The sequence below is a fragment of the Rahnella rivi genome, assembly GCF_019049655.1.
GTDB classification, from domain to species: Bacteria; Pseudomonadota; Gammaproteobacteria; order Enterobacterales; family Enterobacteriaceae; genus Rahnella; species Rahnella rivi.
Window position 1 is genome coordinate 95,795 of record NZ_JAFMOX010000061.1, and the last position, 25,511, is coordinate 121,305.

General features: G+C 47.0%; 21 protein-coding genes, 1 tRNA gene and 2 pseudogenes. 20 read left to right on the plus strand and 4 right to left on the minus strand.

Annotation, left to right across the window (positions count from 1 at the left end; all coding sequences use genetic code 11):
- Positions 1 to 70 precede the first annotated feature (70 nt).
- The 6 genes from J1779_RS14560 (at position 71) to J1779_RS14585 (ending at position 6,835) form a co-directional block, all read left to right on the plus strand.
- Positions 71 to 1,057: an MsnO8 family LLM class oxidoreductase gene (locus J1779_RS14560; RefSeq protein WP_122095489.1), complete on the plus strand. Its 987-nt coding sequence runs from the start codon at positions 71 to 73 to the stop codon at positions 1,055 to 1,057.
- Between the two features lie 9 nt (positions 1,058 to 1,066).
- A complete protein-coding gene (locus tag J1779_RS14565; RefSeq protein WP_217204077.1) occupies positions 1,067 to 2,404 on the plus strand; it encodes an LLM class flavin-dependent oxidoreductase in 1,338 nt (445 codons plus the stop codon).
- A gap of 185 nt (positions 2,405 to 2,589) precedes the next feature.
- Positions 2,590 to 3,567 carry an oxidoreductase gene (locus J1779_RS14570; RefSeq protein WP_217204078.1) on the plus strand — a complete coding sequence of 326 codons (978 nt, stop codon included), beginning with the start codon at positions 2,590 to 2,592 and terminating at the stop codon, positions 3,565 to 3,567.
- Between the two features lie 194 nt (positions 3,568 to 3,761).
- The gene (locus J1779_RS14575; RefSeq protein ID WP_217204079.1) at positions 3,762 to 4,736 is read left to right on the plus strand and encodes a chemotaxis protein; all 975 of its coding nucleotides are present in this window, start codon (positions 3,762 to 3,764) and stop codon (positions 4,734 to 4,736) included.
- 291 nt (positions 4,737 to 5,027) lie between these two features.
- Complete coding sequence (locus J1779_RS14580) at positions 5,028 to 6,122, plus strand: GGDEF domain-containing protein (protein WP_217204080.1); 1,095 nt, start codon at positions 5,028 to 5,030, stop codon at positions 6,120 to 6,122.
- Between the two features lie 173 nt (positions 6,123 to 6,295).
- Positions 6,296 to 6,835 carry a DUF2058 domain-containing protein gene (locus J1779_RS14585; protein ID WP_056780564.1) on the plus strand — a complete coding sequence of 180 codons (540 nt, stop codon included), beginning with the start codon at positions 6,296 to 6,298 and terminating at the stop codon, positions 6,833 to 6,835.
- A 9-nt stretch (positions 6,836 to 6,844) separates the two neighbouring features.
- On the opposite strand, the gene J1779_RS14590 is transcribed toward J1779_RS14585, so the two are convergent.
- Positions 6,845 to 7,543, minus strand: coding sequence for an RluA family pseudouridine synthase (locus J1779_RS14590; protein ID WP_217204081.1), 699 nt, complete (start codon positions 7,541 to 7,543; stop codon positions 6,845 to 6,847).
- Between the two features lie 348 nt (positions 7,544 to 7,891).
- On the opposite strand from J1779_RS14590, the gene J1779_RS14595 reads away from it, so the two are divergent.
- Entirely contained in the window at positions 7,892 to 8,647 is a 756-nt protein-coding gene (locus J1779_RS14595) for an HNH endonuclease (protein WP_217204082.1), read from the plus strand.
- Between the two features lie 1,233 nt (positions 8,648 to 9,880).
- Here the strand turns inward: J1779_RS14595 and J1779_RS14600 are convergent.
- Entirely contained in the window at positions 9,881 to 10,816 is a 936-nt protein-coding gene (locus J1779_RS14600; RefSeq protein ID WP_217204083.1) for a LysR family transcriptional regulator, read from the minus strand.
- A 175-nt stretch (positions 10,817 to 10,991) separates the two neighbouring features.
- Here J1779_RS14600 and J1779_RS14605 point away from each other — a divergent pair, with 175 nt between their 5' ends.
- The 12 genes and pseudogenes from J1779_RS14605 to J1779_RS14660 all read left to right on the plus strand — a co-directional run bounded on the left by J1779_RS14605 (position 10,992) and on the right by J1779_RS14660 (position 22,414).
- The gene (locus tag J1779_RS14605; RefSeq protein ID WP_217204084.1) at positions 10,992 to 12,497 is read left to right on the plus strand and encodes an MFS transporter; all 1,506 of its coding nucleotides are present in this window, start codon (positions 10,992 to 10,994) and stop codon (positions 12,495 to 12,497) included.
- Positions 12,498 to 12,615: 118 nt separating this feature from the next.
- Positions 12,616 to 12,843 (plus strand): hypothetical protein, encoded by a 228-nt coding sequence (locus J1779_RS14610; protein WP_183846766.1) that lies wholly within the window; start codon positions 12,616 to 12,618, stop codon positions 12,841 to 12,843.
- Positions 12,844 to 12,857: 14 nt separating this feature from the next.
- Entirely contained in the window at positions 12,858 to 13,880 is a 1,023-nt protein-coding gene (locus tag J1779_RS14615) for a 3-oxoacyl-ACP synthase III family protein (RefSeq protein WP_217204085.1), read from the plus strand.
- 31 nt (positions 13,881 to 13,911) lie between these two features.
- Positions 13,912 to 15,765, plus strand: a complete 1,854-nt coding sequence (gene asnB / locus J1779_RS14620) for an asparagine synthase (glutamine-hydrolyzing) (protein WP_217204086.1) — start codon at positions 13,912 to 13,914, stop codon at positions 15,763 to 15,765.
- The gene (locus tag J1779_RS14625) at positions 15,765 to 16,850 is read left to right on the plus strand and encodes an AfsA-related hotdog domain-containing protein (RefSeq protein ID WP_217204087.1); all 1,086 of its coding nucleotides are present in this window, start codon (positions 15,765 to 15,767) and stop codon (positions 16,848 to 16,850) included. Before asnB ends, J1779_RS14625 begins: the two co-directional genes overlap by 1 nt.
- Before the next feature lie 4 nt (positions 16,851 to 16,854).
- Positions 16,855 to 17,982: an oxidoreductase gene (locus J1779_RS14630; RefSeq protein ID WP_217204088.1), complete on the plus strand. Its 1,128-nt coding sequence runs from the start codon at positions 16,855 to 16,857 to the stop codon at positions 17,980 to 17,982.
- 1 nt (position 17,983) lies between these two features.
- On the plus strand, positions 17,984 to 18,754 hold the full coding sequence (locus tag J1779_RS14635) for an SDR family NAD(P)-dependent oxidoreductase (protein WP_217204089.1): 771 nt from the start codon (positions 17,984 to 17,986) through the stop codon (positions 18,752 to 18,754).
- Between the two features lie 8 nt (positions 18,755 to 18,762).
- Complete coding sequence (locus J1779_RS14640) at positions 18,763 to 19,539, plus strand: SDR family NAD(P)-dependent oxidoreductase (protein WP_217204090.1); 777 nt, start codon at positions 18,763 to 18,765, stop codon at positions 19,537 to 19,539.
- Between the two features lie 53 nt (positions 19,540 to 19,592).
- A complete protein-coding gene (locus tag J1779_RS14645; RefSeq protein ID WP_217204091.1) occupies positions 19,593 to 19,904 on the plus strand; it encodes a hypothetical protein in 312 nt (103 codons plus the stop codon).
- A gap of 87 nt (positions 19,905 to 19,991) precedes the next feature.
- The gene (locus J1779_RS14650; protein ID WP_217204092.1) at positions 19,992 to 20,657 is read left to right on the plus strand and encodes a 4'-phosphopantetheinyl transferase family protein; all 666 of its coding nucleotides are present in this window, start codon (positions 19,992 to 19,994) and stop codon (positions 20,655 to 20,657) included.
- An 11-nt stretch (positions 20,658 to 20,668) separates the two neighbouring features.
- Positions 20,669 to 21,355 carry an NADPH-dependent F420 reductase gene (locus J1779_RS14655; protein WP_217204093.1) on the plus strand — a complete coding sequence of 229 codons (687 nt, stop codon included), beginning with the start codon at positions 20,669 to 20,671 and terminating at the stop codon, positions 21,353 to 21,355.
- A 179-nt stretch (positions 21,356 to 21,534) separates the two neighbouring features.
- A pseudogene (locus tag J1779_RS14660) lies at positions 21,535 to 22,414 on the plus strand (IS5 family transposase).
- 215 nt (positions 22,415 to 22,629) lie between these two features.
- On the opposite strand, the pseudogene J1779_RS14665 reads toward J1779_RS14660, so the two are convergent.
- Positions 22,630 to 23,882: pseudogene (locus J1779_RS14665) on the minus strand (tyrosine-type recombinase/integrase).
- 194 nt (positions 23,883 to 24,076) lie between these two features.
- Positions 24,077 to 24,152 (minus strand) — tRNA-Asn (locus J1779_RS14670).
- 265 nt (positions 24,153 to 24,417) lie between these two features.
- On the opposite strand from J1779_RS14670, the gene J1779_RS14675 reads away from it, so the two are divergent.
- Positions 24,418 to 25,443, plus strand: coding sequence for an LLM class flavin-dependent oxidoreductase (locus J1779_RS14675; RefSeq protein WP_183846786.1), 1,026 nt, complete (start codon positions 24,418 to 24,420; stop codon positions 25,441 to 25,443).
- Positions 25,444 to 25,511: the final 68 nt, after the last annotated feature.

Consider the following 25,511-nt stretch of genomic DNA (forward strand, 5'->3'; position numbering starts at 1 on the left):
CTTCGTGGAACTCTTTTTATCATTAATGATGTTGCTACCGGACACCGGCAGATAAAAAGGAATGCCCGACGTGAATTACCGACTGAGCTTATTAGATCAAAGCCCGATACCTGACGGGCAGAGCGCTGCGCAGGCACTGGAGGCGACGCTGACCTTTGCCCAGGCGGCGGAAAAACTGGGGTATCACCGCTTATGGGTTTCCGAGCACCATGACACCGATAAACTGGCCGGTAGTTCGCCGGAAGTGCTGATCGCCTGGCTGCTGGCGCGCACCTCGCGGCTGCGTATCGGCTCCGGCGGTGTGATGCTGCAACATTACAGCCCGTACAAAGTGGCGGAGAATTTCCATCTTTTGTCCTCGCTGGCGCCGGATCGCGTCGATATCGGCATCGGCAAGGCACCCGGCGGTTTGCCGCTTTCAACCAAAGCCTTGCGTGCGCACAATCACGCTGACAATGCGCCGGGCTTTCCCGCGCAGTTGCAGCAACTCACGCATTATCTGACTCATCTTGATGACCATCTGGCCGGGACCGAAGCGCGCGCCTTGCCGCGTCCGCCGGTGGCTCCGCAGCGCTTTCTGCTGGGTGCCAGTAAAGAGAGCGCGCGGCTGGCGGCATCCCTTGGCTGGAACTTTGTTTTCGCCGGTTTCATCAATACGTCAGCAGAAGTGATGACCGAATCGGTGCTGGCATTCCATGAATATTCTGCGGGTCAGGGCCAGGCGCTGGTGAGCCTGGCGGTGCTGGCGGCGCAGACGCGTGAAGAGGCCGCCGCTCTGGTGGCGGAACAACATAATTTTCGCGTCACGATTGGCGACCGGCATGTCACCGTCGGCACGCGCGAGCAGGCGGAAGCCTTTGTCCGTCAGGCCGGTGAGAAACATTTCACCATCGAAAAGCAGCAGATAAGCGTGCTGCACGGCACACCCGGCGATATTCATGAGCAGTTGCGTGATATTCAGCGCCGTCTGTGCGTCAACGAATTCGTCCTGCACACCCCACTGACAGATGCCGCCGTGCGTCTGAAGTCCATTGAATTGCTGGCTGGCCAGCTGTAAGGAGATTTCATGAGCCATTCAAAAAGTATCAAGCTCGGTCTGATGTTGCACGGTGCAGGCGGCCATATGAATTCATGGCGTCATCAACAGGCGCCTGCCGATGCGAGCGTTAATTTCCCCTATTTTCGTGATCTGGCCCTGCGCGCCGAAGCTGCCGGGTTTGATTTCCTGTTTGTCGCCGACGGCCTGCACATCAACGAAAAATCGCTGCCGCATTTCCTCAACCGTTTTGAGCCGATCGCGCTGCTGTCTGCGCTGGCCTCGGCCACGCACAGCATCGGGCTGGCGGGCACCATTTCAACCTCTTACAGCGATCCCTTTACCGTCGCACGTCAGCTGGCGACGGTAGACAACATCAGCCAGGGGCGCGCGGGCTGGAACGTGGTGACGTCGCCGCTGGCCGGTTCAGCTAAAAACTTTGGCAAGGATCACCCTGAACACGCGCTGCGTTACCAGATTGCCGAGGAGTACATCAGCGTGGTGCAGGGGTTGTGGGATTCGTGGGAAGACGATGCCTTTGTTCGTGACCGCGAAAGTGGCGTGTTTTTCGATGCCGCCAAACTGCACAAACTGAACCATCAGGGGCAGTTCTTCTCGGTGGAAGGGCCGCTGAACATTCAGCGTTCGCCGCAGGGGCAGCCGGTGATTTTCCAGGCCGGTGCGTCGGATGCCGGGATCGCCCTGGCGGGAAAATCTGCCGATGCCGTTTTCACTAACGCCCGCACGCTGGAAGAAGCGCAGGAGTACTCAGCTAAATTACAGGCGCAGGTGGCGAAAAATGGCCGTCATCCGGTGGGTATTTTCCCCGGCATCAGCCCGATTGTCGGCCATACCGAAGAAGAGGCCGAAGCCAAATATCAGTATTTGCTGTCGCTGTTATCCCTCGACGATGCGCTGGCGTACCTCGGGCGCTTCTTCGATCACCACGATTTCAGCCAGTATCCGCCGGACGGCCCGTTCCCGGAGCTGGGCGATCTGGGGCAAAACACCTTCCGTTCGACCACAGACAGCATCAAGAAACAGGCAAAAGAGCAGCGTCTGACCCTGCGTGAAGTGGCCTATCAGACCACGCTGCCGCGCGGTGAGTTTTTCGGCACGCCGGAGCAGGTCGCCGATACACTGATCCGCTGGGTGGAAGAGGGCGGTGCGAGCGGATTTATCATCAGCGGACCGGTACTGGTGGAAGCGCTCGCCGACATTACGCGGCTGGTGTTGCCGGTGCTGGAAGCGCGCGGTTACTGGCATCCTTCGCAGGCGACCACGCTGCGCGAACGGCTGGATATCCCGTTCAAATCCAACCGCTACAGCGTGCAGGAAACCCGCCGTGAAACGGTGAACGAGAAATAGTTACAACATACTAGCCATTGACTCCCCGCCCGCTTCGGTAGCCCCGAGCGGGCTTTTTGCTTTGCAGGGCGGTACAGGGTGCCGGGGGGTATCCTGACAAAAAGCCTTCCGGGCTTGCCTCGTCAAAAGATTGGGCGTAGGTTTCGCAAAACCCTTCGAAATCCCGGAACGCTTAAGGAAAACATATGAAAGCATTGGTTCTCGAACAACAAGACAAGGCAACGCTTGCGCAGGTGAAAGATATTGCGCTGCCGGAAATGACGGAAGGCGATGTGCTGGTTGATGTCAGCTGGTCAGGGCTTAATTACAAAGACGCGCTGGCCATCACCGGCCAGGGCAAAATTATCCGTCAGTTTCCGATGGTGCCGGGCATCGATTTTTCCGGCCACGTCAGCCGCAGCAAAGACCCGCGTTTTTCCGTCGGGCAGTCAGTGATCCTCACCGGCTGGGGCGTCGGTGAAACCCACTGGGGCGGGCTGGCGGAACAGGCCTGCGTGAAAGGCGACTGGCTGGTGCACTTGCCGGAAGGCATGGCGGCGCGTAACGCCATGATCATCGGTACCGCCGGATTCACCGCCATGCTGTGCGTGATGGCGCTGGAAGACGCCGGTGTGACGCCGGAAAGTGGCACCGTGGTGGTGACCGGTGCCAGCGGGGGTGTCGGCAGCACGGCGGTGGCGTTACTGCATACCCTCGGTTACACAGTGGCGGCGGTCACGGGCCGGGAATCGACCCACGAATACCTGCGTAAACTGGGTGCCAGCGAGATCCTCTCCCGCGATGATTTTGCCGAAACCCGTCCGCTGGAAAAACAGATCTGGGCCGGTGCGGTGGATACCGTCGGTGACAAAGTGCTGGCGAAACTGCTGGCGCAGACCAATTACGGCGGCTGCGTGGCAGCCTGCGGCCTGGCCGGAGGGTTTAATCTGCCGACTACCGTGATGCCGTTTATCCTGCGCAATGTGCGTCTGCAGGGCGTCGATTCGGTGTCGGTGCCTGCCGAACGTCGTGCGGCGGTCTGGGAACGCCTGATGAATACCTTGCCGGAAAGCTTCTACCAGCAGGCTGCCACGGAGATCACGCTGGAAATGACGCCGGCGGTGGCGGCAGATTTCCTGAACAATAACATTCAGGGCAGAACCCTGGTGAAGATCGGCGGCTAAGCTGCCTGACCCGGTATCCTCTGCGATACCGGGTAACTTTCCGCTCAATTTTCTCTTCGCTCTAAAGAATTGCCCCTGACCAGCCGATAAAAAGAATGTCCCTCTGAGAAAAAAGAGAATGAAATTCCTTATTTTCCGAATGACGCACAGCGTAATCACAGATAAAAACAAATCACGACAGGCCTGGGGAAAGTATGGACAATTTTCAGAAAGACATCGATGAGAGAACGAACCTCACTTCATCTAACCGCTTTGAATTATTGCTGTTCCGTCTGGGCTCTGCGCCAGATGAAGAAAAGTCTGAACTCTTTGGTATCAACGTGTTTAAACTCCGTGAAATCGTACCGATGCCTGCGCTGACGAAAGCGGCGGGTATGGCCTCGCCGATGATGGGGATGGCCAATATTCGCGGTGAAATTATTCCGGTGATCGACCTGCCTGCCGTGGTGGGCTGTGTACCTAAAACCGGCCTGAACATTCTGCTGGTCACCGAATATGCGCGCAGTACACAGGCGTTTGCGGTGGAATCGGTGGACGATATCGTCCGTCTTGAATGGAGCCAGGTGCTGGCTGCGGAATCCGGAGTGAAGAGCCGCAACATCACCAGCATTGCGCGTCTGGATAACGATACCTCCAGCAACCGTCTGGCGCTGGTGCTCGACGTCGAACAGATCCTCTATGACATCGTGCCATCCAGTGGCAACGTGTCCATCGATAAGCAAAAAACCAAGGCGTTTTCTCTCAAACCGGGCGCGGTGGCGATCGTGGCGGAAGATTCCAAAGTGGCGCGTTCGATGCTTGAGAAGGGCCTGAACATGATGGAAATTCCTGCGCAGATGCATATCACCGGTCTGGAAGCCTGGAATAAAATCCGCAAAATGGCCGAAGAGTGCAAAGCCGAAGGCCGCCCGATTTCCGATAAAATTTCCTTCGTATTAACCGATCTGGAAATGCCGGAAATGGATGGCTTTACGCTGACGCTCAATATCAAGCGCGATGAGTTCCTGAAAAATATTCCGGTGATCATCCACTCTTCTTTATCCGGCAGCGCCAACGAAGATCACGTGCGCAGAGTCGGGGCTGACGGTTACGTCGCCAAATTCGAAATCAACGAACTGGAAGCGGCAATTCACAAAGCGCTGGACGCCAAAGCCGCGGCGGTGGCGTAACGGCTGAAAAGGGCAGCGGCCTGCCCGGCGTGTTTCCGGTCAGGATTGGCTCAGTTTTCGATATATTGCAGGGCGGTAAGGTAAATATTCCCGACACCGCCCTGTGCGTTATTTATTACTGCCGTTTCATGTCAATAAAATAATGCACATTTAACTTCATGGTGTTAATGGTGTTAAGTCGCTGGCACGCGGTGGATAATTGTAATTAATGTTATTTTCGGGTGCTTTGTTTTGCTTTTCGGGAAATGTTAGTATTGCGCACATTAAGTCCGCACAATATTGGAAAGATTGATGATGTTTTTCCTGGAAGAAACGTTAATAAATACGCTTGTCGGAATGTGTATTACCTATACCTGTATTTCAATTCCTTTTTTATATGTGAAGTTTACGCAGAAAAACAGCCTGCTGGTGAAGTGCGGCCTGGGTGTGCTGTTCGGGTTGGCAAGCGCTTATATTTTTCAGGAAGGGTCTGTCAATCATGCCAGTCTTTACAGCGTGATTATCGCTCCGGTTACCTTTGGTTTTATCTTCTATGGCTACCCGGTGCTGATTTTAGGCTTTATCACAAGCACGCTATTTATTTTCGGGAAAACCAGTTATTACGATGTGTTTTCCATTATCTATTTTATCTGTCTGACCGGATTCAGCCTGACACATCGTAAAGGCATGATGTTTGTCATTTTGTCCTACAGCATTGCTCAGTCGATTAATTTGCTGTCACATATTTCCGCACTCCACGACAACGGGTACTGGGAACTGGCGATCGTCAAAACGCTGATGAGTCTGGTATTCCTGATGGTGTTGTATTTTTCTTTTGGAAAACTGACCGACCTTTCCACCAGTAAAAATTATTTTAAAAAAGCCTCAGAAACCGATCCGCTGACCGGCCTCAGTAATCGGCGGAGTATTGATCTCTATTTAAAAGAAGCGGAAGAAAACAGCAGCAGCAATTTCTGCGTGTTTATGCTGGATATCGATAACTTCAAATCAATTAATGATAATTTCGGTCACCCGTTTGGCGATGAAATTATCAGCACGGTGGCCAAAATTATTAAAAAGAATATTCGCGGCAATGATTTCGTCGGCAGGTATGGCGGCGAAGAATTTCTGATCGTCCTCAATTCCGGCCTCGTCAACGCGTTGCCGGTGGCAGAAAAAATGCGCCTGAAAATCCAGGAGCATGTCAGTGCCAGTCAGGGGCCGGACAATGTCCGCATTACCGTTTCCATCGGCGTCGCCGAACATGCACCGGGTTCACCGGTAAACGGCACGGTCGCCAACGCCGACAGCGCGCTGTATCAGGCCAAAACCCAGGGAAAGAACCGGGTCATCGCCTGGGAAACCCTGCAGGATGCCGACGAGGGGAACGTGAGGGGGGAGCCCTGACTATCATTTACGTTAACGCCTGTTTTTTTCCCTCATACCGAAAGCCGGAAAGCGGAGCGGGCAAGGGGCTGGTTGACCGCAAATCTTAGCGTAATCCGATCCTGCAACCTGACACAGCCACGGCATTTACAGGTATAATCCCACAAATTTTTTAAACTGGTTTAGAAACGAAGATGACAAAACTCACCTTACAAGAGCAGTTGCTGAAAGCCGGATTAGTCTCCAGCAAGAAAATGGAAAAAGTCCAAAGAACGGCTAAAAAATCACGTGTTCAGAGCCGTGAGGCAAGGGCAGCTGTGGAAGAGAACAAAAAAGCCCAGCTTGAGCGTGACAAACAGCTCAGCGAACAACAAAAACAGGCGGCCTTATCTAAAGAGTATAAGGCTCAGGTTAAGCAGTTGATTGAGATGAACCGAATCACTGACGCCAAAGGCGACATTGGTTTTAACTTCACCGACGGTAACTTAATTAAAAAGATCTACGTGGATAAAACGACGCAAAGCCAGCTGATCAGCGGGCGTCTGGCGATCGCCCGTCTGCTGGTTGATAGCAACGGCGAGAGCGAATACGCAATCATCCCGGCAAGCGTCGCGGATAAAATTGCGCAGCGCGATGCGGGCAGTATCGTGCTAAACAGCACGCTGAGTCAGGAAGAGCAAGACGAAGAAGATCCGTATGCTGATTTCAAAGTGCCTGATGATTTGATGTGGTAATAAACCGGTTCAGAACGGACTTTCGTGACGGGCAACGATCGGCTCCTGGCTGACGGGGTGAACAAAATGCAGTTCACTGGCATGCAGCATCAGGCGCGGTGTCCGTTCGGTTCCCGGCAGCAAAAGTCCGCCATACAGGTCACAACCCAGAATAGGGTGGCCTGTGTGCTGACAGTGGATCCGCAACTGATGCGTGCGGCCGGTTTCCGGGGTGAGCTGTACCCGCGTTAACGGCAGTAGCGCCCCGTCATCCTGTTCCTGATAAAACCGCTCAATGACCTGATAGCCAGAACGCGCGGGTTTACCGCTGAGTGCGCAAATTGACATCAGCGGGAAAAGCGCCGGATCTTTGGCAATCGGCGCGTCTATCACCCCTTCATCTTGGTCCAGATGTCCGCAAAGCAGCGCGCTGTACACTTTGGTGACGGTGCGCAGGCTGAACTGCTGGCAGAGGGCGGCATTAACCGCTTTGTTGCGGGCAATCACCATCAGACCAGATGTCCCAAAATCCAGGCGGTGGACCAGCGTGCAGCCGGGAAATATCTGTACCAGCCGGTGATGCACTGAATCAAGATTTTGCGGATTTTTGCCCGAAAGGCTGAGCAGACCGGACGGCTTATTGATGAGCACCAGATGGTCATCCTGATACAGCGTCTCAATCTGGTCATGGCACGGCGGGGCAATAAACGTATCGATAATCGTAGACATCAGGCAACCCGGACGGAAAGTGGGAGCGGATGATAACGAATTTTAAACCGAGTTACGACGTCAGGCTGCGCATCATCGCTCCCTGCGGAAGGTTCATTCACATTCTTCAACAATGACGTCAGGGTGAAGGCGAATATAAACACTGCACTACCGACGCAAAGATAACTCACTTGGTTTTGTCAGAAGATTACCTACTTTCCATGAAAGTTTTCTCCTCTGGCAAACTTTCAGATGAGAACGGGTATGTAAAAACGGTTCACAGTGAGATAAATAGTCGCCTTTTAACCAAATTAAAATACTCATGCTTAGACGTCATTTGCCGATAATGTGTTTAAACACAGGGAGATCATGATGTCCGAGGTTAAATATTTCAGTAATTGCTACGAGTTTTTGAATTCACAGAACATAGATGATAATGCCGGCATTGCCGCAGTGAAAACGAAAGGCTTACATCTCGTATGGGAAAATGGCGTGCCTGTATCAACAGGAAATTGGGGATTTGTGGCGCCAAATGACATTGATCACCTCTTAATATTTTACGTTCAAAATAAACTCCCGACGCAGTTATGGTTGGGTGAAGTCGTTGGTTCGACGAGGGTAAGCAAGCTGAAGAGAAAAGGGGATAACGTCCAACTTCAGGTCAGAAATATGGCGTTGATCGGTGAAACAACTCAGAAATGGAAAACGTTCACCAATAATGGTCAATCAAATGGGATAAGAATTTTACAACGGAAAACGGTGAGTCCAGCCACCCTGATTTCCGATGAAACGCCGATGAGTATTCCTGCTGGTAACAGGTATCCTCAAAAAATCTCTGAAACCAGGGATATTGTGGAACGATGTGAGCAGGTTAAAAAATATACTCTTTTGCGCGCTAATGGCCAGTGTCAGGGATGTTCTAATCAAACAACGCCTTTATTGACAGACAGTCAGTCAGTATTTCTGGAGGTCCATCATGTGAAGTTTCTACGAAATTCAGGGCCAGATACCATCGATAATACTGTTGCTCTATGCCCTCGCTGTCATAAAAAAGCTCATCACAGTCATGACCGTCATCTATTCATGAACCATCTGTATGAATTGAACGATTTTCTGAAACCTTAATTTTGTGTCAGTAGCGTGACGTATAATTCCTTGTCACAGGTTTTCAAGGCTTTACTATGGGGCATGACGGCATCTCGCCCATATTGCAATAAGCGTCAACTTAATCAGAGCTGACTCTGGATATAAAGCACAAAAACTAGAAGCCCGCTTAAGTTTGCTTAAGCGGGCTTCTAGTTTTTGGATCCTCTGACTGAGATCGCCCTGCCAGTAACTGGCTAATAATTAAGCTAATCCTGAATTGCGATGCTGTCAAGAGCACCAGAATGATCACTAATTGAATTTGGCGGTATAAAACTGGTTCTGGGTTTTGTACATAGAGGGCAATACGCACCACGCGGCCACAATGGTTGATGATAATGCGGGTGTCAGGTACCTGACGTACAACCTCGTACAGCTCCGATAACGTGGTGAAAAACAGCAGGCATCATAGTTCAACCTATATCGGCCAACTGTTCAAATCAACACCCGCCTGATAGTGCTTATCGAGCAATAGTCCAGCGGATGCAGCTGAAAGCGGATTAACAAGGCTCGGATCTGCGTCCCTGGAGACTCGATGACGTACGCCGCGTAGGTGACCATGCGCAGCAGATAACTCCGCCTCCAGTACCTTGTGCACCGCCACGCCATGACATAAATCGACATAACCGACTACCACTGCGCCGCTTTGGGTAACAGCTGCTGCTGGCGGGGAGTAGCTTAGGTTACGTACTCAATTAAGCCCACCGGGCGCAAGGCTTTTGACCCCGAACTGCGGTAGCTGGTCAGCGCCTGCGTATACACCGAAGCTGTAATATTGTTGTGGCCGTAAGCCGCATCTACAAGGTACTCGAGTAGCAGGTATTGTCTGCCGGGGCGGTCATAAATGTGGTAATAGGCGTCAATAATCGCCAGGTCAGGTTACAGCGCCGGTTCGGTGCCGTTTGCAAGCTAATTCGCTCTAATCGGGAGATAGTCGTTGCTCATACTAGATAACTTATTGTAAGTAGATCGAGTAGATCGCGATTAACTATAGAACGAAGATGCGTATTTTGCGAGCGGAGGAAAGGCGAAATGTCCCCCTTGCTGTCAAGGCTATTCGGCAAGGGAGGCAGCCGCTATTCCAAGCGTAAGTGTTATAAAATTTGATATATCCAACCATAATTAACACGAATGATTCTGATATCAATGCGTTAAATAATCATCTGGAAAGTTACATAAATGAGTCAGGTTATCGTATTGTTGTTCAGTTATTAATTAAATTTCGGAATGCGCGATGAACGTTGAATAATCAACTATTCGAGTATTGTTATTTTCATTCGTATTAATATCTGGAGCAGCAATTTCCTGGTGATGGTTTTTGTACACACGCTGAATAGTACGAATAATGGATCGCGTTTTTTGGTCTGACAACGCAGAATGTAACACGATCGCCATCGAGGGAAGCGCTGGCAGAGAGAGTTTAGTGCTCACTTCGACCAGGTTTACAGGCGCCATACGATAAGGCAATACGCCTACCGCAATGCCTGCGCTGAGTGCAGCGATAACGGCGGTTATACCCACCCCGACGAACACCTCTTCCCAACGAATTCCCGACTGGCGTAAACGTTGAGAAGTCAAATCGCGTATACCGCAGTCAGGAGAAAGGTTAGCGATATGCACGGGGTGATCGGGAATACAGGTATATTTTTCGGTAGCAAACCAGCCAAACTGTTCTTGGCACAGTTCCAGCCCTTCGCGGCGGTCATCATCATTACGCACAATCACTGCATCCAACTGACCGTTGTTAAATGAATTCATCAACACGTGAGAGCTATCAACAGTCACCACTATCAATAACGTAGGATCTAATGACTTCATTTGTGAAAGAATTTCCGGCACTTCGGGTCCCATCACATAGCATGAAATGCCCAATTTGAATTTGCTATCACTCGCTATTAAACTGGATATGGCCCGTTCATGAGAGCTGAGAAAATCACGCGCGGATGAAATAAATTTTTCTCCAAAAATAGAAAGGCGCACCTGACGAGGTGTACGTTCTATCAATTTTTGCCCAAGCTTATCCTCGAGTCGCTTCAGTTTAACGCTTAAAGCTCCTTGCGTTGTGCCCAGTTCAGTCGCCGCACGAGTGAAACTTTTTGACTCTGCAATCACGACAAATGCGCGCACGGCATCAATATCCAGCGTGGTCATCTCAACTATTCCATTTTGTTGTCACAGATATACCAGACTTTACCATATCTGATGAGTTCGAGAAGTGATACTTTCTTGCCGTGTTAGAACATTTAGCTAAATAGAAAACTTCATTTTTCATAAATACTTTCATAAGAAAAATGCCATCTGATTAGATCTACGGAGCAAAAAAGAAATGGCCGCGACCATATCATCAATAAATAAGATAGCACTGGGTGCTGTGTGCTTATCCGCCATTATGTTGGGTCTGGAAATAACCAGTATTCCATCAATTTTACCAACGCTCGAAAAAGTGTTGCCTGCAGAGTTCCGTCAACTTCAATGGATTATGAATGCCTACACCCTGGCAATGTGCTCATGTCTAGTTGCTATGGGTGCTCTGGCAGATCGATTTGGCCGTAAGCGTATCTTTCTTGCGGGGATTACTGTTTTTGGTATTGCCTCTCTCATTTGTGGAATGGCAAGCAGTGCACCGTTGCTGATTGGTGCCAGATTCCTGCAAGGTGGAAGTGCGGCAGCGATGCTTTCCTGTCAGGTCGCTGTGCTTTCACATCAGTTCAGGGACGGGCCAGAGCGAGGAATTGCCTTTGGATGGTGGGGAATTATGTTCGGTCTGGGGTTGGGGTTCGGCCCTATTGTTGGTGGGGTTATCCTTGCTCTGTTGAGCTGGCACTGGGTGTTCCTTATTCATGTTGTGATTGCCGTAGTAACCGTTATTGCTGCCCGGATGGGTGTGGTGGAGTCGGGTGACCCGCATGTGGTGAAAATTGATCTTGGTGGTATGATCACCTTACCGATCGCCGTATTTGGTTTTGTCTATCTAATTACACAGGGGCATGAATTAAGTCTGGCATCGGGTACGGGCCAAGAAATTATTGCGATCAGTATTGCGAGCCTGCTGCTTTTCATCATCATTGAGCTGAAAAGCCAACGTCCTATTTTTGATTTTAAAGCTTTCCGAATTCGTAACTTCTCAGTTGCATTGTTGGGAGCCAGCGGCATGAATTTTTCATTCTGGCCGTTCGTTATCTATTTTCCGCTCTATTTACAGTCAGTGTTGGGCTATAGCAGTGTGGTAGCCGGGCTAATTGTGCTGGCTTATACCCTGCCAACGATTGTGGTTCCGCCTTATGCTGAGCGCCTGTTACAGAAGCGCGGCCCAGGTTTTATTATCCCGGTGGGATTATTCACCATCGCGATTGGCTTTGCGGTACTGCACATAACCATTTCCAGCGGACATGCTAGCTGGTTGACATTACTGCCGGGCTGTCTTATTGCTGGAGTAGGATTAGGGTTGACCAATACGCCAGTGACCAATACCTCAACCGGCTCACTGCCTCCAGAACGTGCAGGCATGGCATCGGGAATGGAATTCAGCGCCCGCATGATTTCACTCGCAGTGAATATCGCCGTGATGGGTTTTGTGTTGCTATCTGGCGTCTCTGCCGAGCTGGTTCATAGCGTAAATGTAGATTCGCTTGCAAGTGTTGCTAATACGATTGCCGCAGGCAACTTCAATGCAGAACTTCTGGGTGGCGTGAATGTTGCCGCAGCACATGATGCCTTTGTAAATGGTATCAGCTGGGTCACATTGTACGGCACGTTGGCTCCGGCAATTCTTGGATTACTGGCACGTCTTATTTCACAACAAAAATCATCAAAACAGATCGCAACGAGTTGATATTCTATTTATTAAAATTCATTTTTCGATGAAAAAATAAATAAAATTATATTCTTCACTATTATGGAACAGGGTGTTCCAGATAATACCTTATTTTCATAAAAACAAGGGTGCTAAGATGAAAAAAGATATTGAAACTGTTCGGCCACAACTCGCATTGGTTTTGGATATGGAACCTCATGATATTTACCCATATACAAATCTAAATGAGAATGAAAAATGGGACTCTTTTGCAATTCTCGCGGCAGTCGCATTAGTCACTAAAGAAACAGGGAAGCAGGTGGCCGTAGAAGATATGAGAAATATCAAAGTCGTGAATGATCTGGTTCTACTACTGGTGGAATAATAAGGTTTTATAAAATGCGTACCCATTCAATCATTGGCATTAATATTAAAGCAATTGCAGCAGCAATACCGTCTACGTTGATGCAATCGTCTGATTTCACTCTTTTGTACGGAGAGAAAAATGTTTCACGTGTTATTAGAGGAACAGGAATAAAATCAATCAGGGTTGCTAAGCATATATCAACGACAGATCTGATGACTGCCGCGGTGAATAATTTACTGAGCAATATTGATTTAGAGAATAATCAGATAGATGGTTTGATCGTTATCACTCAAACACCCGATGTATGGAGCCCCGGAACCTCATTTTCTCTTCACCAGGTATTGGGTCTCAGCGAAAACTGCTTTTTACTTGATCTTAATTCGGGTTGTTCTGGTTACGCCAATGGACTGATTCAGGCTGCGTCGTTGGTCAAGGCGGGTGTGTGTAAAAATGTGTTGGTATGTACTGGTGATGTTAATTCTCGCGTCATTGATGATAAAGAATATCAATCCAGAATGCTTTTTGGCGATGCTGCATCGGTATCATTGATCACTAATGGTGAGGACACCTGTACATTTATTTATGGCGCTGATGGGCAAGGTAGAAAATCCCTTGGTGTGGGAATGCATTATCAAAAAGAAGACGCAATTTCTGGAACGGTTGGCTATTTAAAAATGGATGGTGCTGCTGTAATGAGCTTTGCTCTAAAACGTGTTCCTGAAGCTATCGATACGCTGTTATCAGAATCGAATGTTGATAAAAATGAAATTGCGCTTTACGCCTTACATCAGCCAAATGAATTTATTCTTGGATACCTGAGAGACATCATGAGTCTGAATGATGAACAACTGCCTGCAGATGTTGACGGTATTGGTAATACTAATTCTACATCTATTCCTTTATTGTTAAGTCGAAAGGACTGGGGGCATTCACGGAAAAATATAATAATATGTGGTTTTGGTGTTGGCCTTTCCTGGAACGCAATGTTAATAAATCTGGAAAAAACAAAAATTATTAAACCTACAATAGTGTTAGATAATTCTCACACTGAGTAACTTAAATTTTTTCTACAATTAGAGGTGTCATATGTGTGGGATTACTGGTTGGGTAGATTTTAATAATAGGTATTTTGACAGAACGTATTTTGTACAAGCCATGACGGAGTCGTTGGCACATCGTGGGCCAGATGGTCAAGGTGTCTGGAATGATAAATATGCATCCTTAGGACATCAGCGATTAGCGATTATTGATATTGAGCATGGTGCTCAACCAATGGAAGCCAAAGGTTTTAATGGTAACCATGCGGTGATTGCATTCAATGGGCAAGTGTTTAACTTTCAGGAACTGCGAAGAGATTTACAAGGACTAGGTTATCATTTTGATACGACCAGTGATACGGAGGTGCTTCTCAAAGGCTACTTACACTGGCAAGAAAATATTGTCCATCATCTTAATGGCATGTACGCGGTAGCCATCTGGGATTGTCAACGTAACCAGCTTTTTATGTTTCGCGATCGCATGGGGATAAAGCCTCTTTATTATGCATTGACTGAGAGCGGCGTCATTTTTGCTTCGGAGCCGAAAGCTCTGTTTGTTAGTGGTGTCGTTCAACCAAGTATTTCCAGAAATGGATTTTGTGAAATACTCGATATGCTAAAAACACCTGAATGTACTGTATATGATGGAGTGTTTGAAGTGCGTCCGGGTACGATGCTTATATTTGATAAAAATGGGTTACAAAAAGAGACCTACTGGGCACTGGAAGCTAGGGAACATGTTGACTCTCTGGAAACGACCATTGACACAGTCAGAACCTTGCTTACTGACACAGTGAGCAGACAAATTGTGTCAGATGTGCCGGTATGTTCGCTTCTTTCGGGAGGGCTTGATTCATCTGCAGTCACCGCGATGGCGGCTAAATCCTTACCTTCAGGGTATTTACCGTCCTTCTCTATTGACTTCAGTCATAACATCGAGACTTTTCAGGCTGATGGGGTGAGAGGAGCCGCCGATGCGCCTTTTGCTCGAATGCTTGCCCAGCACGCGGGCACCAGACACACTGAGTTACTGCTACGCAGTGAAGATATGCTCAATGAATCTGTCAGGCAAAAGGTCTTACGTGCGGTGGATGCGCCACCTGCTTATTGGGGAGATATGTGGCCATCTTTGTATCTGTTATTTCGCGAGCTAAAAACACACTCTAGCGTTGCCCTTTCAGGCGAGGGAGCAGATGAAATTTTCGGTGGATATCAATGGTTTAGAAACCCAGCAGCCAGAGATGCAGATACATTCCCTTGGTTAACTGCGGGATCGGCACGCTATTTTGGTGGTCTCCAGTTGCTTTCACGTGACTTTGTCACTTCATTAGAACGTGAAGATTATCGAGCTGAATGCTATAGCAAAGCGGTGAAAGAAGTCCCCACTTTGCCAGGAGAAAACGATACAGATTGGCGTATGCGGAAAACGTCTTATCTCGCCATTACTCGATTTTTACCCACATTGCTTGACCGCAATGACCGTATGAGTATGGCGGTTGGAGTGGAGGTTCGCGTGCCATTCTGTGACCATCGGTTAGTCGAATATGTATTTAATACACCGTGGGAAATGAAAAGTTTTGACGGCAGAGAAAAAAGTTTACTGCGTGCCGCAACACGGCACCTGCTACCGGATGGGATTGTTAACCGAATCAAAACACCATATCCGGCCACCCAAGATGGTGCATATGAAAATGGACTTCGAGTTGAGTTAGGTACAATTATTGAAAATAACCGTTCACCAGTTTACGAACTGATTGACCGTGAAAAAATCATTAGCCTACTAAAAAGAGAGTCATCAGAAATAAGCCAGCCTTACAATCGAGGAAGTATTGAAATGGTGCTCTGGATGCATCGCTGGTTGAACGAGTATCAAGTCAACGTTAAGGTAAAAAAGGGGATGTGATGACAATTCAGTATAATAATACCATTGCGCCAAAATTATTGCACAAAGGCAGCTCTGATGACGTATTACTGTGCAGTCCAAGAAAAATCATGCCTTATATTGTTATTCCTAAAACCCCTATTTCTCAGAATGTTAGTGTTATTTTAAATGCATTTTATCACTGTAATGGAAATGGTGATTATACTTTTATTGATGATCATAACGAGGCATTACCAGAAGTGGAATTTGAGGGTGATGCTGAACTGATCTCCCAAGGAATTCCATTTCAAAGGCTTGATTCGCTCAGTAAAAAAAATAATCTCGATCATGATTTTATAAATGCCGAGAATGTCACTTCTTTCCTGAATGAATGCAATATTGAGCGTTATTCGACCAGTTTCCAGTTAGTCAATAATGCAGACCACTATTTCTTCTACAGAAAGCAGCATGAGCATGTTCCCGGCATTATGCTTATGGAAGTAGCCAGACAGGCAATTTATTATCAATTGTATACGTACTCTCAACATCAGTTAGGTAAGGTCACTATCAGTTTAAGCCAAATGCAAGCTGATTTTTACTCTTATTGTGAGCTTATGTATCCGGTGGAAATCGTTGTTGATGATTTTACTTCATCAAAATCATCAACTCCAAGGGAAATTACGTATTTAATCTCGTTCTATCAAGAGGCGAAACTGATTGCAAGAATCAAAACTGTGGCACCCGTGATTTCGATTGGGAAATTTAAGTTGGCTAGAAATGTGCTGCTAAATACTGATGATTTATTTAAACCTTTAAGTCACTCGCCACTAACCGTATTTATTACGTCACATGATCTTAGTCAGAATATTGTTGTATTGAAAAGTGTATCAGGCAAGGGGTGTGTTACCAGCAGAGTAAAGAATAAAAATATAGAGAAAGCGATTGTAACTTTTGTTTATGATAATTCAATATCTTTCAGCACATCTATTTATAGGGTTGGTGAAGGTAATGGGGAGAGTCATTGGTTATTTGAACGAGTCTCCTTTGAAGAGTTAGAAAGTCTTAAAGAGATGATCAAACGAGGATTTATAGAAAATTCTGTTGAAACTAACGTGTTCGGCGAGTGAAATTATGCCTAATTATTCAAATTTGACGCGGCCCTTATCCTTCGGGAAAAATCATTTAGCAGCAAACAGAATGTATTTTTCCTCTGTTGGTTTTGATCTTTGTGACCCAATGGGTAGGCCTCTACCTGAATTTTTTTCAATTTATGATTCTCTCATGGAAGGGGGATGTGGTTTTGGTTTTTTAGGAAATGCATCAGTTGACCCTTTGTCACAATATACTGATCGCAGCATGAAAATTGTTTCTGAAGACCATGCAAATGATTTAAAGCCAATTATTGAAAGTGCGAATAATAAAAAGTTTATTTTAGGCGTTCAATTGCAACATTATGGTGTAAAGCCTGAGGGAAACTCTTTAAGTTATAATCTACCCGATATTCCTGGTGATGTGACAAGGTTGAATGAAGACCGCATTGAAGATTATATCTATCAGTTTCATAATGCTGCGTGTCTGGCATTAAGAATAGGTGCGCCTGCAATTCAAATACATGCAGCTAATGGCTACCTATTGAGTTCTTTTCTCTCACCAAGAACTAATCGGCGAAAAGATAAGTGGGGTGGTTCACCGCTAAGAAGATCGCTAATTTTGGTTGAAATCATTCGCAGAATTAAAATTTCTGTTGGTGATAACATGGCAATATTTGTGCGTCTACAAATCGATGATGGTTTGGGTAAGGAAGGAATTCATGTCGATATATTAAGTGATGTCATTATTGCTATTGAAGAAGCTGGGGCTGATGCAATCATAGGTGCTACAGGAATTGCTGAGACTTATAATAAGTTCTTGAGCGATAAAAATTTCACAATTGATATTTCTCGCTCAGCTGGGCGTTTCTTTAAACAGAGAACAGCTTTGCCTATTGGTTTTGCTGCTAATATCGATAGTCTGAAATTAGCCGATGAGATTCTTGACAGTGGAGATGCCGATTTTATTGGTTTTGGGCGAGCGATTGTTGCAGATCATCAGTTTGTTAACAAAGAGCTGGCTGGGGATTATGATGACGTTTTCCGTTGCCGGTGGGATTCGTATTGCTTGTGGGATAAGAAAGAACCATCAGCAGACAGGGTATTTTGTTGTGTAAATCCGCGCTATTTGCGCCCTGTTCATATTCAATTAAAACATCAGGAGAAATAAAATGTCTTATACTGGTAAAGTCGCATTGGTTTCTGGCGGGACTCGTGGGATTGGATTTAATGTAAGTAAAAGCTTGATTGAAAAAGGTGTTTTTTGTTACATCACGGGAAGAAATAAAGAAGACGGATTGAATGCGCAGGAAGAATTGGGTAGTAATTCACGTTATGTTCAACTTGATGTCACCAATGAACGTGCCGTAATTGAGCTTTTCGATTTAATTCGTAAGGAGCACGGGCGTTTAGATTTTGCTGTTAATAATGCAGGTATCACCACTAAAAGAGCCTCAGTTCAAGAACTGGATTTAAACGAGTGGAACCGTGTATTACAGGTTAATCTTGTTGGACCATTGTTATTGATGTCACACCAGATTCGCCTGATGGGTCTAAGTGAGAAAGGCTCGATTGTGAATGTCTCGTCTTGTGGCGGGGTTTTAGGGCAACCACGGCAGAGTGCATATTCTACCAGTAAAGCAGCTTTAAATATGTTGACACAGGTTGCTGCAGTTGAAAGTGCCAATCCACCAGAAGGGCTGAGTGTGGTGAGGATCAATGCAGTTTGCCCAGGCCCGACCTTAGGTGGTATGAACACCAAGGAGAGACTTCGTGCTAACCCTGCATCAACAGAAGAGAAAATTCAGTCAACCGCATTGAAACGTTTTGCCGAGCCAGAAGAGATCACTGCCGCTATATTATGGCTTTTAGGTGAACAGTCATCCTATGTAACGGGGACATTGCTTTCAGTTGATGGCGGATTTAGTGCTGGGAAATTTTAAGGAAAGCCATGCGTACTTTGAGTTCACTCGAGAACCAGAAACAGCAGGAAGCTTTCAAGAGGGTATTCATTACTGGAGTGAGCAGAGGCTTAGGTCTGGCGCTGGCTTGTCTTTATCTCGATAAAGGTTGGACAGTATACGGTACAGCACGACATAAACCGACTCAGCTTGCAGGACATGACCGGTTTATTTTCAAATCCTGTGATTTGCAAGATCCTGAGCAGGTCGCAGCACTATTTGAACAAGAATTCAGCCCTGTTATTACACTGGGTGTGTCGGTTATACATCTTAATGCCGGTGTTTCTTCTAATGCACCATTGCATACTGATGAATATGATCTTTCACAATTACAAAAGGCCATGATGATTAATGTTCTGGCTAATAAGTTAATTCTTGACGCGCTTTTTCAATCAGGTTTTAAACCGGCACTTGTTGTGGCATCAGCTTCCATTGCTGGTATACGATACCGCGCTGGTATGTTGTCATATAGTCTATCTAAGGCTGCCTTAAATGCATTGTGTGGGGTTTATGCTCAAGAAAACCCAGACGTATTTTTTGCTGTGTTGGGGATGTGTAATATTCTGACTGATTTATCTTTAGGGATAATTTCAAAAGATAGTTTATGCAAATTTCCCGAGCATTTAAAATTAAGAGAAAGGTTTAATATGCCCGGATACGCAGTTAGCCCTGAGAAACGTGCAACAGAAATTTATCAAAGGGTCATTGAGCATGAATGCATAGGAATCACAAGCGGTGAGTTTATAGAGTTAAGAAATATCCTATAAAACTCGGTATGTTTTATCAATGAAGTAATTACAGTTTAAATTTAGGGATTATTATGGAAGTCGAGCTTAACGATATTTTAACATCTGCTATATATCGACAAGAGCCATTTATGGATCAACCTTTTGATTTTTCAGAGGGAGATGATACGGAACTCTATTCTTCAACGGGACAGCTAGATTCATTGAGTCTGTTGACTATCATTTCAGATGTAGAAAAACAGTTATTTAAGGTGCTTGGATATAAGATTAAACTCGCAACAGAGCAAGATCTTTCATTTCAAAACTCGCCGTTTAACACATATGGTAAAATGTTGAGGTTTATTAATGATAAAATTCAAATCTCGTTAAAAAATATAGCAAGTTAGTTTTTATCCGACCCTGTAGAAGGGTCGGCATTCTGACGGATAAATCTCAATGCTATCTATTAGTATGGATTGGGGCTAAATAATAATATGCTTTGGCGTGAAGTGGCTTACTTAAAAGATAACGATGATGAAGAAATTACCGTTTTTGTTGGAAATTATTCTGATTTTACACAGGATGATGCCATCTTCCTTTCTGAAGACGAGAAAATAAAGTCTCAAGCATTTTCGAGTGTTTCTGCGCGAAATCGATATATTGCAGGTAAGGCTTTTTTACGCAGAGCGCTAGGGTTTATGTTTAACACAGATCCCTTTCAAGGGGCTGTATTGAAAGATGAGTATGGTAAACCATACATAGTGGATTTTGATAAAAAGATAAACTTTAACGTGTCCCATACGGGTGATGTTATTGCAATCGCGTTCTCAAGAAATAAGCCTCTTGGTATTGATATTGAGCTAAAAAATCGCGCAATACATCAACAAGTTGTAGACTATATATTTACAAATGAAGAAGCTGAAGAAATCTTGAGTAAGGCTGATTGGCCAGAGTGTTTTTTACGCGCATGGACAAGAAAAGAAGCTGTGCTGAAATGTATAGGTTGTGGCTTTGCTGGTGATGCGAAGGAAATTAGGGTTCCACTGGATGATGAAAAACTTACGGCTTATAAATATTTATTGGATGTAAATATTTTTCAGGTTTGGCATCTATTTACGATAGATTTTTTGCCAAATATAATTGGCGTTATTGCTATTTAATTGATGTAGAAATGGATATTATGAATTTAAAAGTAGGGGTTATTGGTGCAGGTGCAATGGCACAGGCAATTACGTTACAAGCGGTAAAGAATGGATTTGAGGTTATGGTCAGTAATACTCGTGGTCCTGAATCTCTCGAGTTATTAGTCAGAACATTAGAATGTAAGGCGGGCACACCCGAACAGGCAATCAATTTTGGTGATATAGTGATAGCCGCAGTTCCCCTTTATGCTATTCCAGAATTACCTAAAGCATTGCTTATAAATAAAATAGTCGTTGATCCGTTAAATTACTTCCCTCATCGTGATGGTGTTATCCAGTCGTTAAAAAATGGTGAGATAACTACCAGCGAGTTCTTGGCAGAAAACGTACCAGGTGCCATTATTGTTAAGGCCTTTAACTCTATTACGGTTGAGGATTTACGACGTGATGCGCGGCCAAAAGGGGCGATTAATCGCCGGGCTATTCCGATCGCCAGTGATAATATCAAAGCGAAGTCTACGGTAGCGAATTTCATTGAAAGTATCGGTTTCGACGTTGTGGATGCAGGTGAGTTAAGTGGCAGTTGGCGCTTTGAGCGTTACCGGCCTGTATATTGCGTTGCACTAAAGCAGGATGTGTTGAAAGAGCGTCTGTTTGCCACCAATCGTGATACCTGGGTTGCTGATGGCTACTGGATATTTAATCGGGGTGTGTAACTCTTATTACAGAAACCCTCTAATTTTGTTGTAGGCCGTGGAATTCAACCTGTTAACAGTCGTATTAAATCAGCAAATAATCAAGATACACAGGATTAAATGGTCTTTGTTGAATAAATCGAACTTTTAGCCGTTGTCAGGATCAGATCACCACACTCCTGATCCTGCAGCGATATCACGTGGCAAAACAAAAGTTCAAAATCACCAAGTGGGCTACCTACAACAAGGCGCTCATCCATCGGGGCTCACTGACATTCTGGCTTGATGAGTCGGCCATTCAGGCCTGGCATAACGATCCCAATACGTCTTCACGTGGTCTTCCTCAACGTTATTCTGTGCTCGCTATTTCTACCGTACTGATGATCAAACAAGTTTTTCGCCTCACGCTGCGCGTCGCGCAGGGATTTATTGACTTCATTTTTACCCTGATGAACTCCCGCTCCGGCGCCAGGATTACTCCTGCGTCAGCAGGCGGGCTAAGTCCGTCAACATCCCGTTTAAAACCCCGCGAGCGGCGAAATTGCCCATCTGGTTATCGACTCCACCGGATTAGAAGTCTTCGGTGAAAGGGAGTGGAAGGTGAAAAAACACGGTCAGGAAAAGCACCGCGTCTTGCGGAAACTTCACCTGGCGGTGGACGCCGGTACTCATGAGGTTATCTGCGCTGACCTGTCCCTGAATAATGTTGACGCAGAGGCATTCCCGGGAGTTATTCGTCAGACCCACCGGAAAGTTAAGGTCGTTTCTGCCGATGGCACTTATGGCACAAAACTTTGCCATGACGAGATGCGGCGTAAGAAAATCAAGGCGCTTATCCCTCCGCTAGATCAGGCGGGTTACTGGCCGGTGGAGTATGGGGACAGAAATCAGGAGGTGGCGAGGCAGAGGCTCACGGGGAGTAATGCTTACTGGAAATGGAACACGGCTTATAACCGACGTTCGGTGGGTATCTAACGATGCATGACTTCGATGCGCAGGTTGGTGAGGCTATGGCCATGATCCGTGCCTTAAACAAAAATGGCGCGTGCAGGGATGCCAAAAAGTGTGCGGATTGCCTAAGATAATGATTGATATGGGGCAGTTTTATCTAAACTCGATTTATTCAATAAAGCCTTGTGAGGGACCAAATTCAATATTCAGCTCTATTTTGTGACTAAAAACCAAGATCTGTATCAAGCTGACGTTGTTTTACTATATATGCGAAGTATTTAGTCTTAAACGGGACCCATTAGCTGAGCGCTTTTTCAAGGTTATCAATCGGTATGTACCGAAGTTCAGACTTTGGACTGCTGATGGCCCAAAATATAGGATGGCACGAATTCCTCTCTGCATCTGTTCAGATAATCTGACCACCACTGCATCATCGTCTTGCGGGCTTCCAGATGTTACGCCTTGTGGATGTATGCTGCCCGTACGCTATTACGCTCCTGATGACTCATCTGACGCTTGCGGCCACAGCCCAGACTCCATGAGGGCACTACAGGCCATTGTCCGAAATCCGTGGCCGCATATTTCATCTTTCGTGTCATAACCCATCAAGCGTAGCGCTTTGTTGACCGTGTTTTCACACATCGGTTTATACGGATTGTGATCGCCGGGGAATATAAGTTCCTGATGCCCGGATATTTCCCGTATCTGTTTCAGGATGATGATGGACTGACGGGAGAGCGGCACAATATGCGGGGTACGCATTTTCGCGCCACGTCCTGAATAGCGGACACCGGTTATGACTTCTCGGGTCGCTGGAATTGTCCAGATTTTGTTTCTGAAATCGATCTCAGACCAACGCGCGAAACGCAGTTCGCTGGAGCGGATGAAAAGATGCAGGGTGAGTGATACTGCCAGGCGGGTCAACTCTCGTCCTTGCTGGTAGTCCTCAATGCGAGCCAACAGTTCCGGCAGTCGCTCCAGCGGAAGGGCGGGGTAGTGGCGTTTTGCAGGAGGGGAGATGATACCCTCCAGATTTGCTGCCGGATTGTTCTCTATCAACTCCTGATGTACGGCATGACGCATGATGTTGCACATATGCTGTCGGGTACGTGCTGCCACTTCCAGCAAACCTTTTTTCTAAATGCCTTTCAGCAGGTCGATAAAATGAAAAGGTTTCAGTTCAGCTATCGGCAAGTGTCCAATCACAGGAAATATATGATTGTTCATGCAGGCAAGCAGGCGGGAAGAGTGGTTCTCTGACCATGTTCGGTTGCTTTTATGCCAGTCCTGTGCCACACGCTTGAAAGTTTTTTCTAGCGAGGAAGTGGCTCTTTCAGCAGAGCGCTATTGTGCTGGATTGATATTCTGCGCCAGCAATTTACGGATACCATCACGCTGTTGACGAGCATCAGCCAAAGACACGCCTGGGTAGGTGGCTAAGCCAAGGTGAGATTCTTTTCTATTGATACGATATTTGAGATACCAGAGACGTGAACCGCCGGGATTGACCAAAAAGGTACAGGCCATGAGAATCGGAAACTTTGAAGGTTTTTTCGGCTGGTTTTAAGTTGCGGATTTTTGAGTCGTTAAGAGACATTTGGGGTCACTCCGTCATCGAACCAACATGACCCTAAATCTGACCACCAAATTTTTCCGGCGCGGAGGGAAAACTGAAAATGCCTCAGGAAGATTTTTCACATTCACTGACTGCATCATAGCCATACAGGCCCTGGCGCCGGGCATAAAAAACAAAAAGCCCGCTTAAGTTTCCTTAAGCGGGCTTCTCTAATTTGGCTCCTCTGACTGGACTCGAACCAGTGACATACGGATTAACAGTCCGCCGTTCTACCGACTGAACTACAGAGGAATCGTGTGAACGGGGCGCATGATAACGAGTGACGGGGGCGGGATCAAAGGTTTTTTTGCTGCGACGTTCTGATGGGAGACAATTTGTGCAGATGGGTCAAAAAACAGTAAATCTTTCCCGCAGTTCATCAAATAAACTGAATCCTTATGTTAAATAAATGACATTTATTCTCATCCTGAGTCGCGTAAAGTAATCCCATCAGTGTGCTGTTATCCGCCAGTCGGGTCCGGCGCAGCGTTTTTCGCACTATGAGGATGAATACGCGATGAAAAAGATTGGATTTTTATCATTTGGTCACTGGACGCCATCTCCGCAGTCGGGCACCCGTTCGGCAGCAGATGCATTATTACAATCTATCGATCTGGCCGTGGCGGCTGAAGAACTGGGAGCCGACGGCGCTTATTTCCGCGTGCATCACTTTGCCCGTCAGCTGGCCTCGCCATTCCCGTTGCTGGCGGCCATTGGCGCAAAAACCCGCAAGATCGAGATTGGTACCGGTGTTATCGATATGCGTTACGAGAATCCGCTGTATATGGCCGAAAGCGCCAGCGCCGCGGATTTGATTTCCGGGGGGCGTTTGCAGCTCGGTATCAGCCGGGGTTCGCCGGAGCAGGTGATCGACGGCTGGCGCTATTTTGGTTATCAGCCGGAAGAGGGCGAAACAGAAGCCGATATGGCGCGCCGTCATACTGAAAAGCTGCTGGATGCGCTGCGCGGTGAAGGTTTTGCGAAACCCAATCCGCAACCGATGTTTCCAAATCCGCCGGGTTTGCTGCGCACTGAGCCTTATTCTGAAGGGCTGCGCGAGCGCATCTGGTGGGGCGCTGGCTCGAATGCGACCGCCGTCTGGGCCGCGAAGCTGGGCATGAATTTGCAAAGCTCAACGCTGAAAGATGATGAAACCGGCGAGCCGTTCCATATTCAGCAGGCGCAGCAAATCCGCGCCTATCGTGCGGCCTGGAAGGAAGCCGGGCATGAGCGGGCACCGCGTGTCTCGGTCAGCCGCAGCATTTTTGCCCTGATGGATGACCGCGATCGCATGTACTTTGGCGGCAGCAGTAACGATGGCGATAAAGTGGGTTTCCTCGATGAGAAAACCCGTGCGATTTTCGGTCGCAGCTATGCAGCCAGCCCGGAAATGTTGATCAAACAGCTGAAACAGGATGAAGCCATCGCCGAAGCCGACACCTTGTTACTGACCGTGCCGAATCAGCTGGGCGTTGAGTATAACGTGCATGTGATTGAGTCGATCCTGAAACATGTTGCTCCCGAAATGGGATGGCGTGAGTAGTCGCTAAGCAACATGACGAAACGAAAGCCCGTCGGGGGAAACCCTGACGGGCTTTTTTCTTTTTGCGA

Coding starts and splice junctions, on each gene's coding strand:
- J1779_RS14565 (WP_217204077.1), top strand. CDS start 1,067: ATGAGCCATTCAAAAAGTATCAAGCTCGGTCTGATGTTGCACGGTGCA.
- J1779_RS14570 (WP_217204078.1), top strand. CDS start 2,590: ATGAAAGCATTGGTTCTCGAACAACAAGACAAGGCAACGCTTGCGCAG.
- J1779_RS14575 (WP_217204079.1), top strand. CDS start 3,762: ATGGACAATTTTCAGAAAGACATCGATGAGAGAACGAACCTCACTTCA.
- J1779_RS14580 (WP_217204080.1), top strand. CDS start 5,028: ATGATGTTTTTCCTGGAAGAAACGTTAATAAATACGCTTGTCGGAATG.
- J1779_RS14585 (WP_056780564.1), top strand. CDS start 6,296: ATGACAAAACTCACCTTACAAGAGCAGTTGCTGAAAGCCGGATTAGTC.
- J1779_RS14590 (WP_217204081.1), bottom strand. CDS start 7,543: ATGTCTACGATTATCGATACGTTTATTGCCCCGCCGTGCCATGACCAG.
- J1779_RS14595 (WP_217204082.1), top strand. CDS start 7,892: ATGATGTCCGAGGTTAAATATTTCAGTAATTGCTACGAGTTTTTGAAT.
- J1779_RS14600 (WP_217204083.1), bottom strand. CDS start 10,816: ATGACCACGCTGGATATTGATGCCGTGCGCGCATTTGTCGTGATTGCA.
- J1779_RS14605 (WP_217204084.1), top strand. CDS start 10,992: ATGGCCGCGACCATATCATCAATAAATAAGATAGCACTGGGTGCTGTG.
- J1779_RS14610 (WP_183846766.1), top strand. CDS start 12,616: ATGAAAAAAGATATTGAAACTGTTCGGCCACAACTCGCATTGGTTTTG.
- J1779_RS14615 (WP_217204085.1), top strand. CDS start 12,858: ATGCGTACCCATTCAATCATTGGCATTAATATTAAAGCAATTGCAGCA.
- asnB (WP_217204086.1), top strand. CDS start 13,912: ATGTGTGGGATTACTGGTTGGGTAGATTTTAATAATAGGTATTTTGAC.
- J1779_RS14625 (WP_217204087.1), top strand. CDS start 15,765: ATGACAATTCAGTATAATAATACCATTGCGCCAAAATTATTGCACAAA.
- J1779_RS14630 (WP_217204088.1), top strand. CDS start 16,855: ATGCCTAATTATTCAAATTTGACGCGGCCCTTATCCTTCGGGAAAAAT.
- J1779_RS14635 (WP_217204089.1), top strand. CDS start 17,984: ATGTCTTATACTGGTAAAGTCGCATTGGTTTCTGGCGGGACTCGTGGG.
- J1779_RS14640 (WP_217204090.1), top strand. CDS start 18,763: ATGCGTACTTTGAGTTCACTCGAGAACCAGAAACAGCAGGAAGCTTTC.
- J1779_RS14645 (WP_217204091.1), top strand. CDS start 19,593: ATGGAAGTCGAGCTTAACGATATTTTAACATCTGCTATATATCGACAA.
- J1779_RS14650 (WP_217204092.1), top strand. CDS start 19,992: ATGCTTTGGCGTGAAGTGGCTTACTTAAAAGATAACGATGATGAAGAA.
- J1779_RS14655 (WP_217204093.1), top strand. CDS start 20,669: ATGGATATTATGAATTTAAAAGTAGGGGTTATTGGTGCAGGTGCAATG.
- J1779_RS14675 (WP_183846786.1), top strand. CDS start 24,418: ATGAAAAAGATTGGATTTTTATCATTTGGTCACTGGACGCCATCTCCG.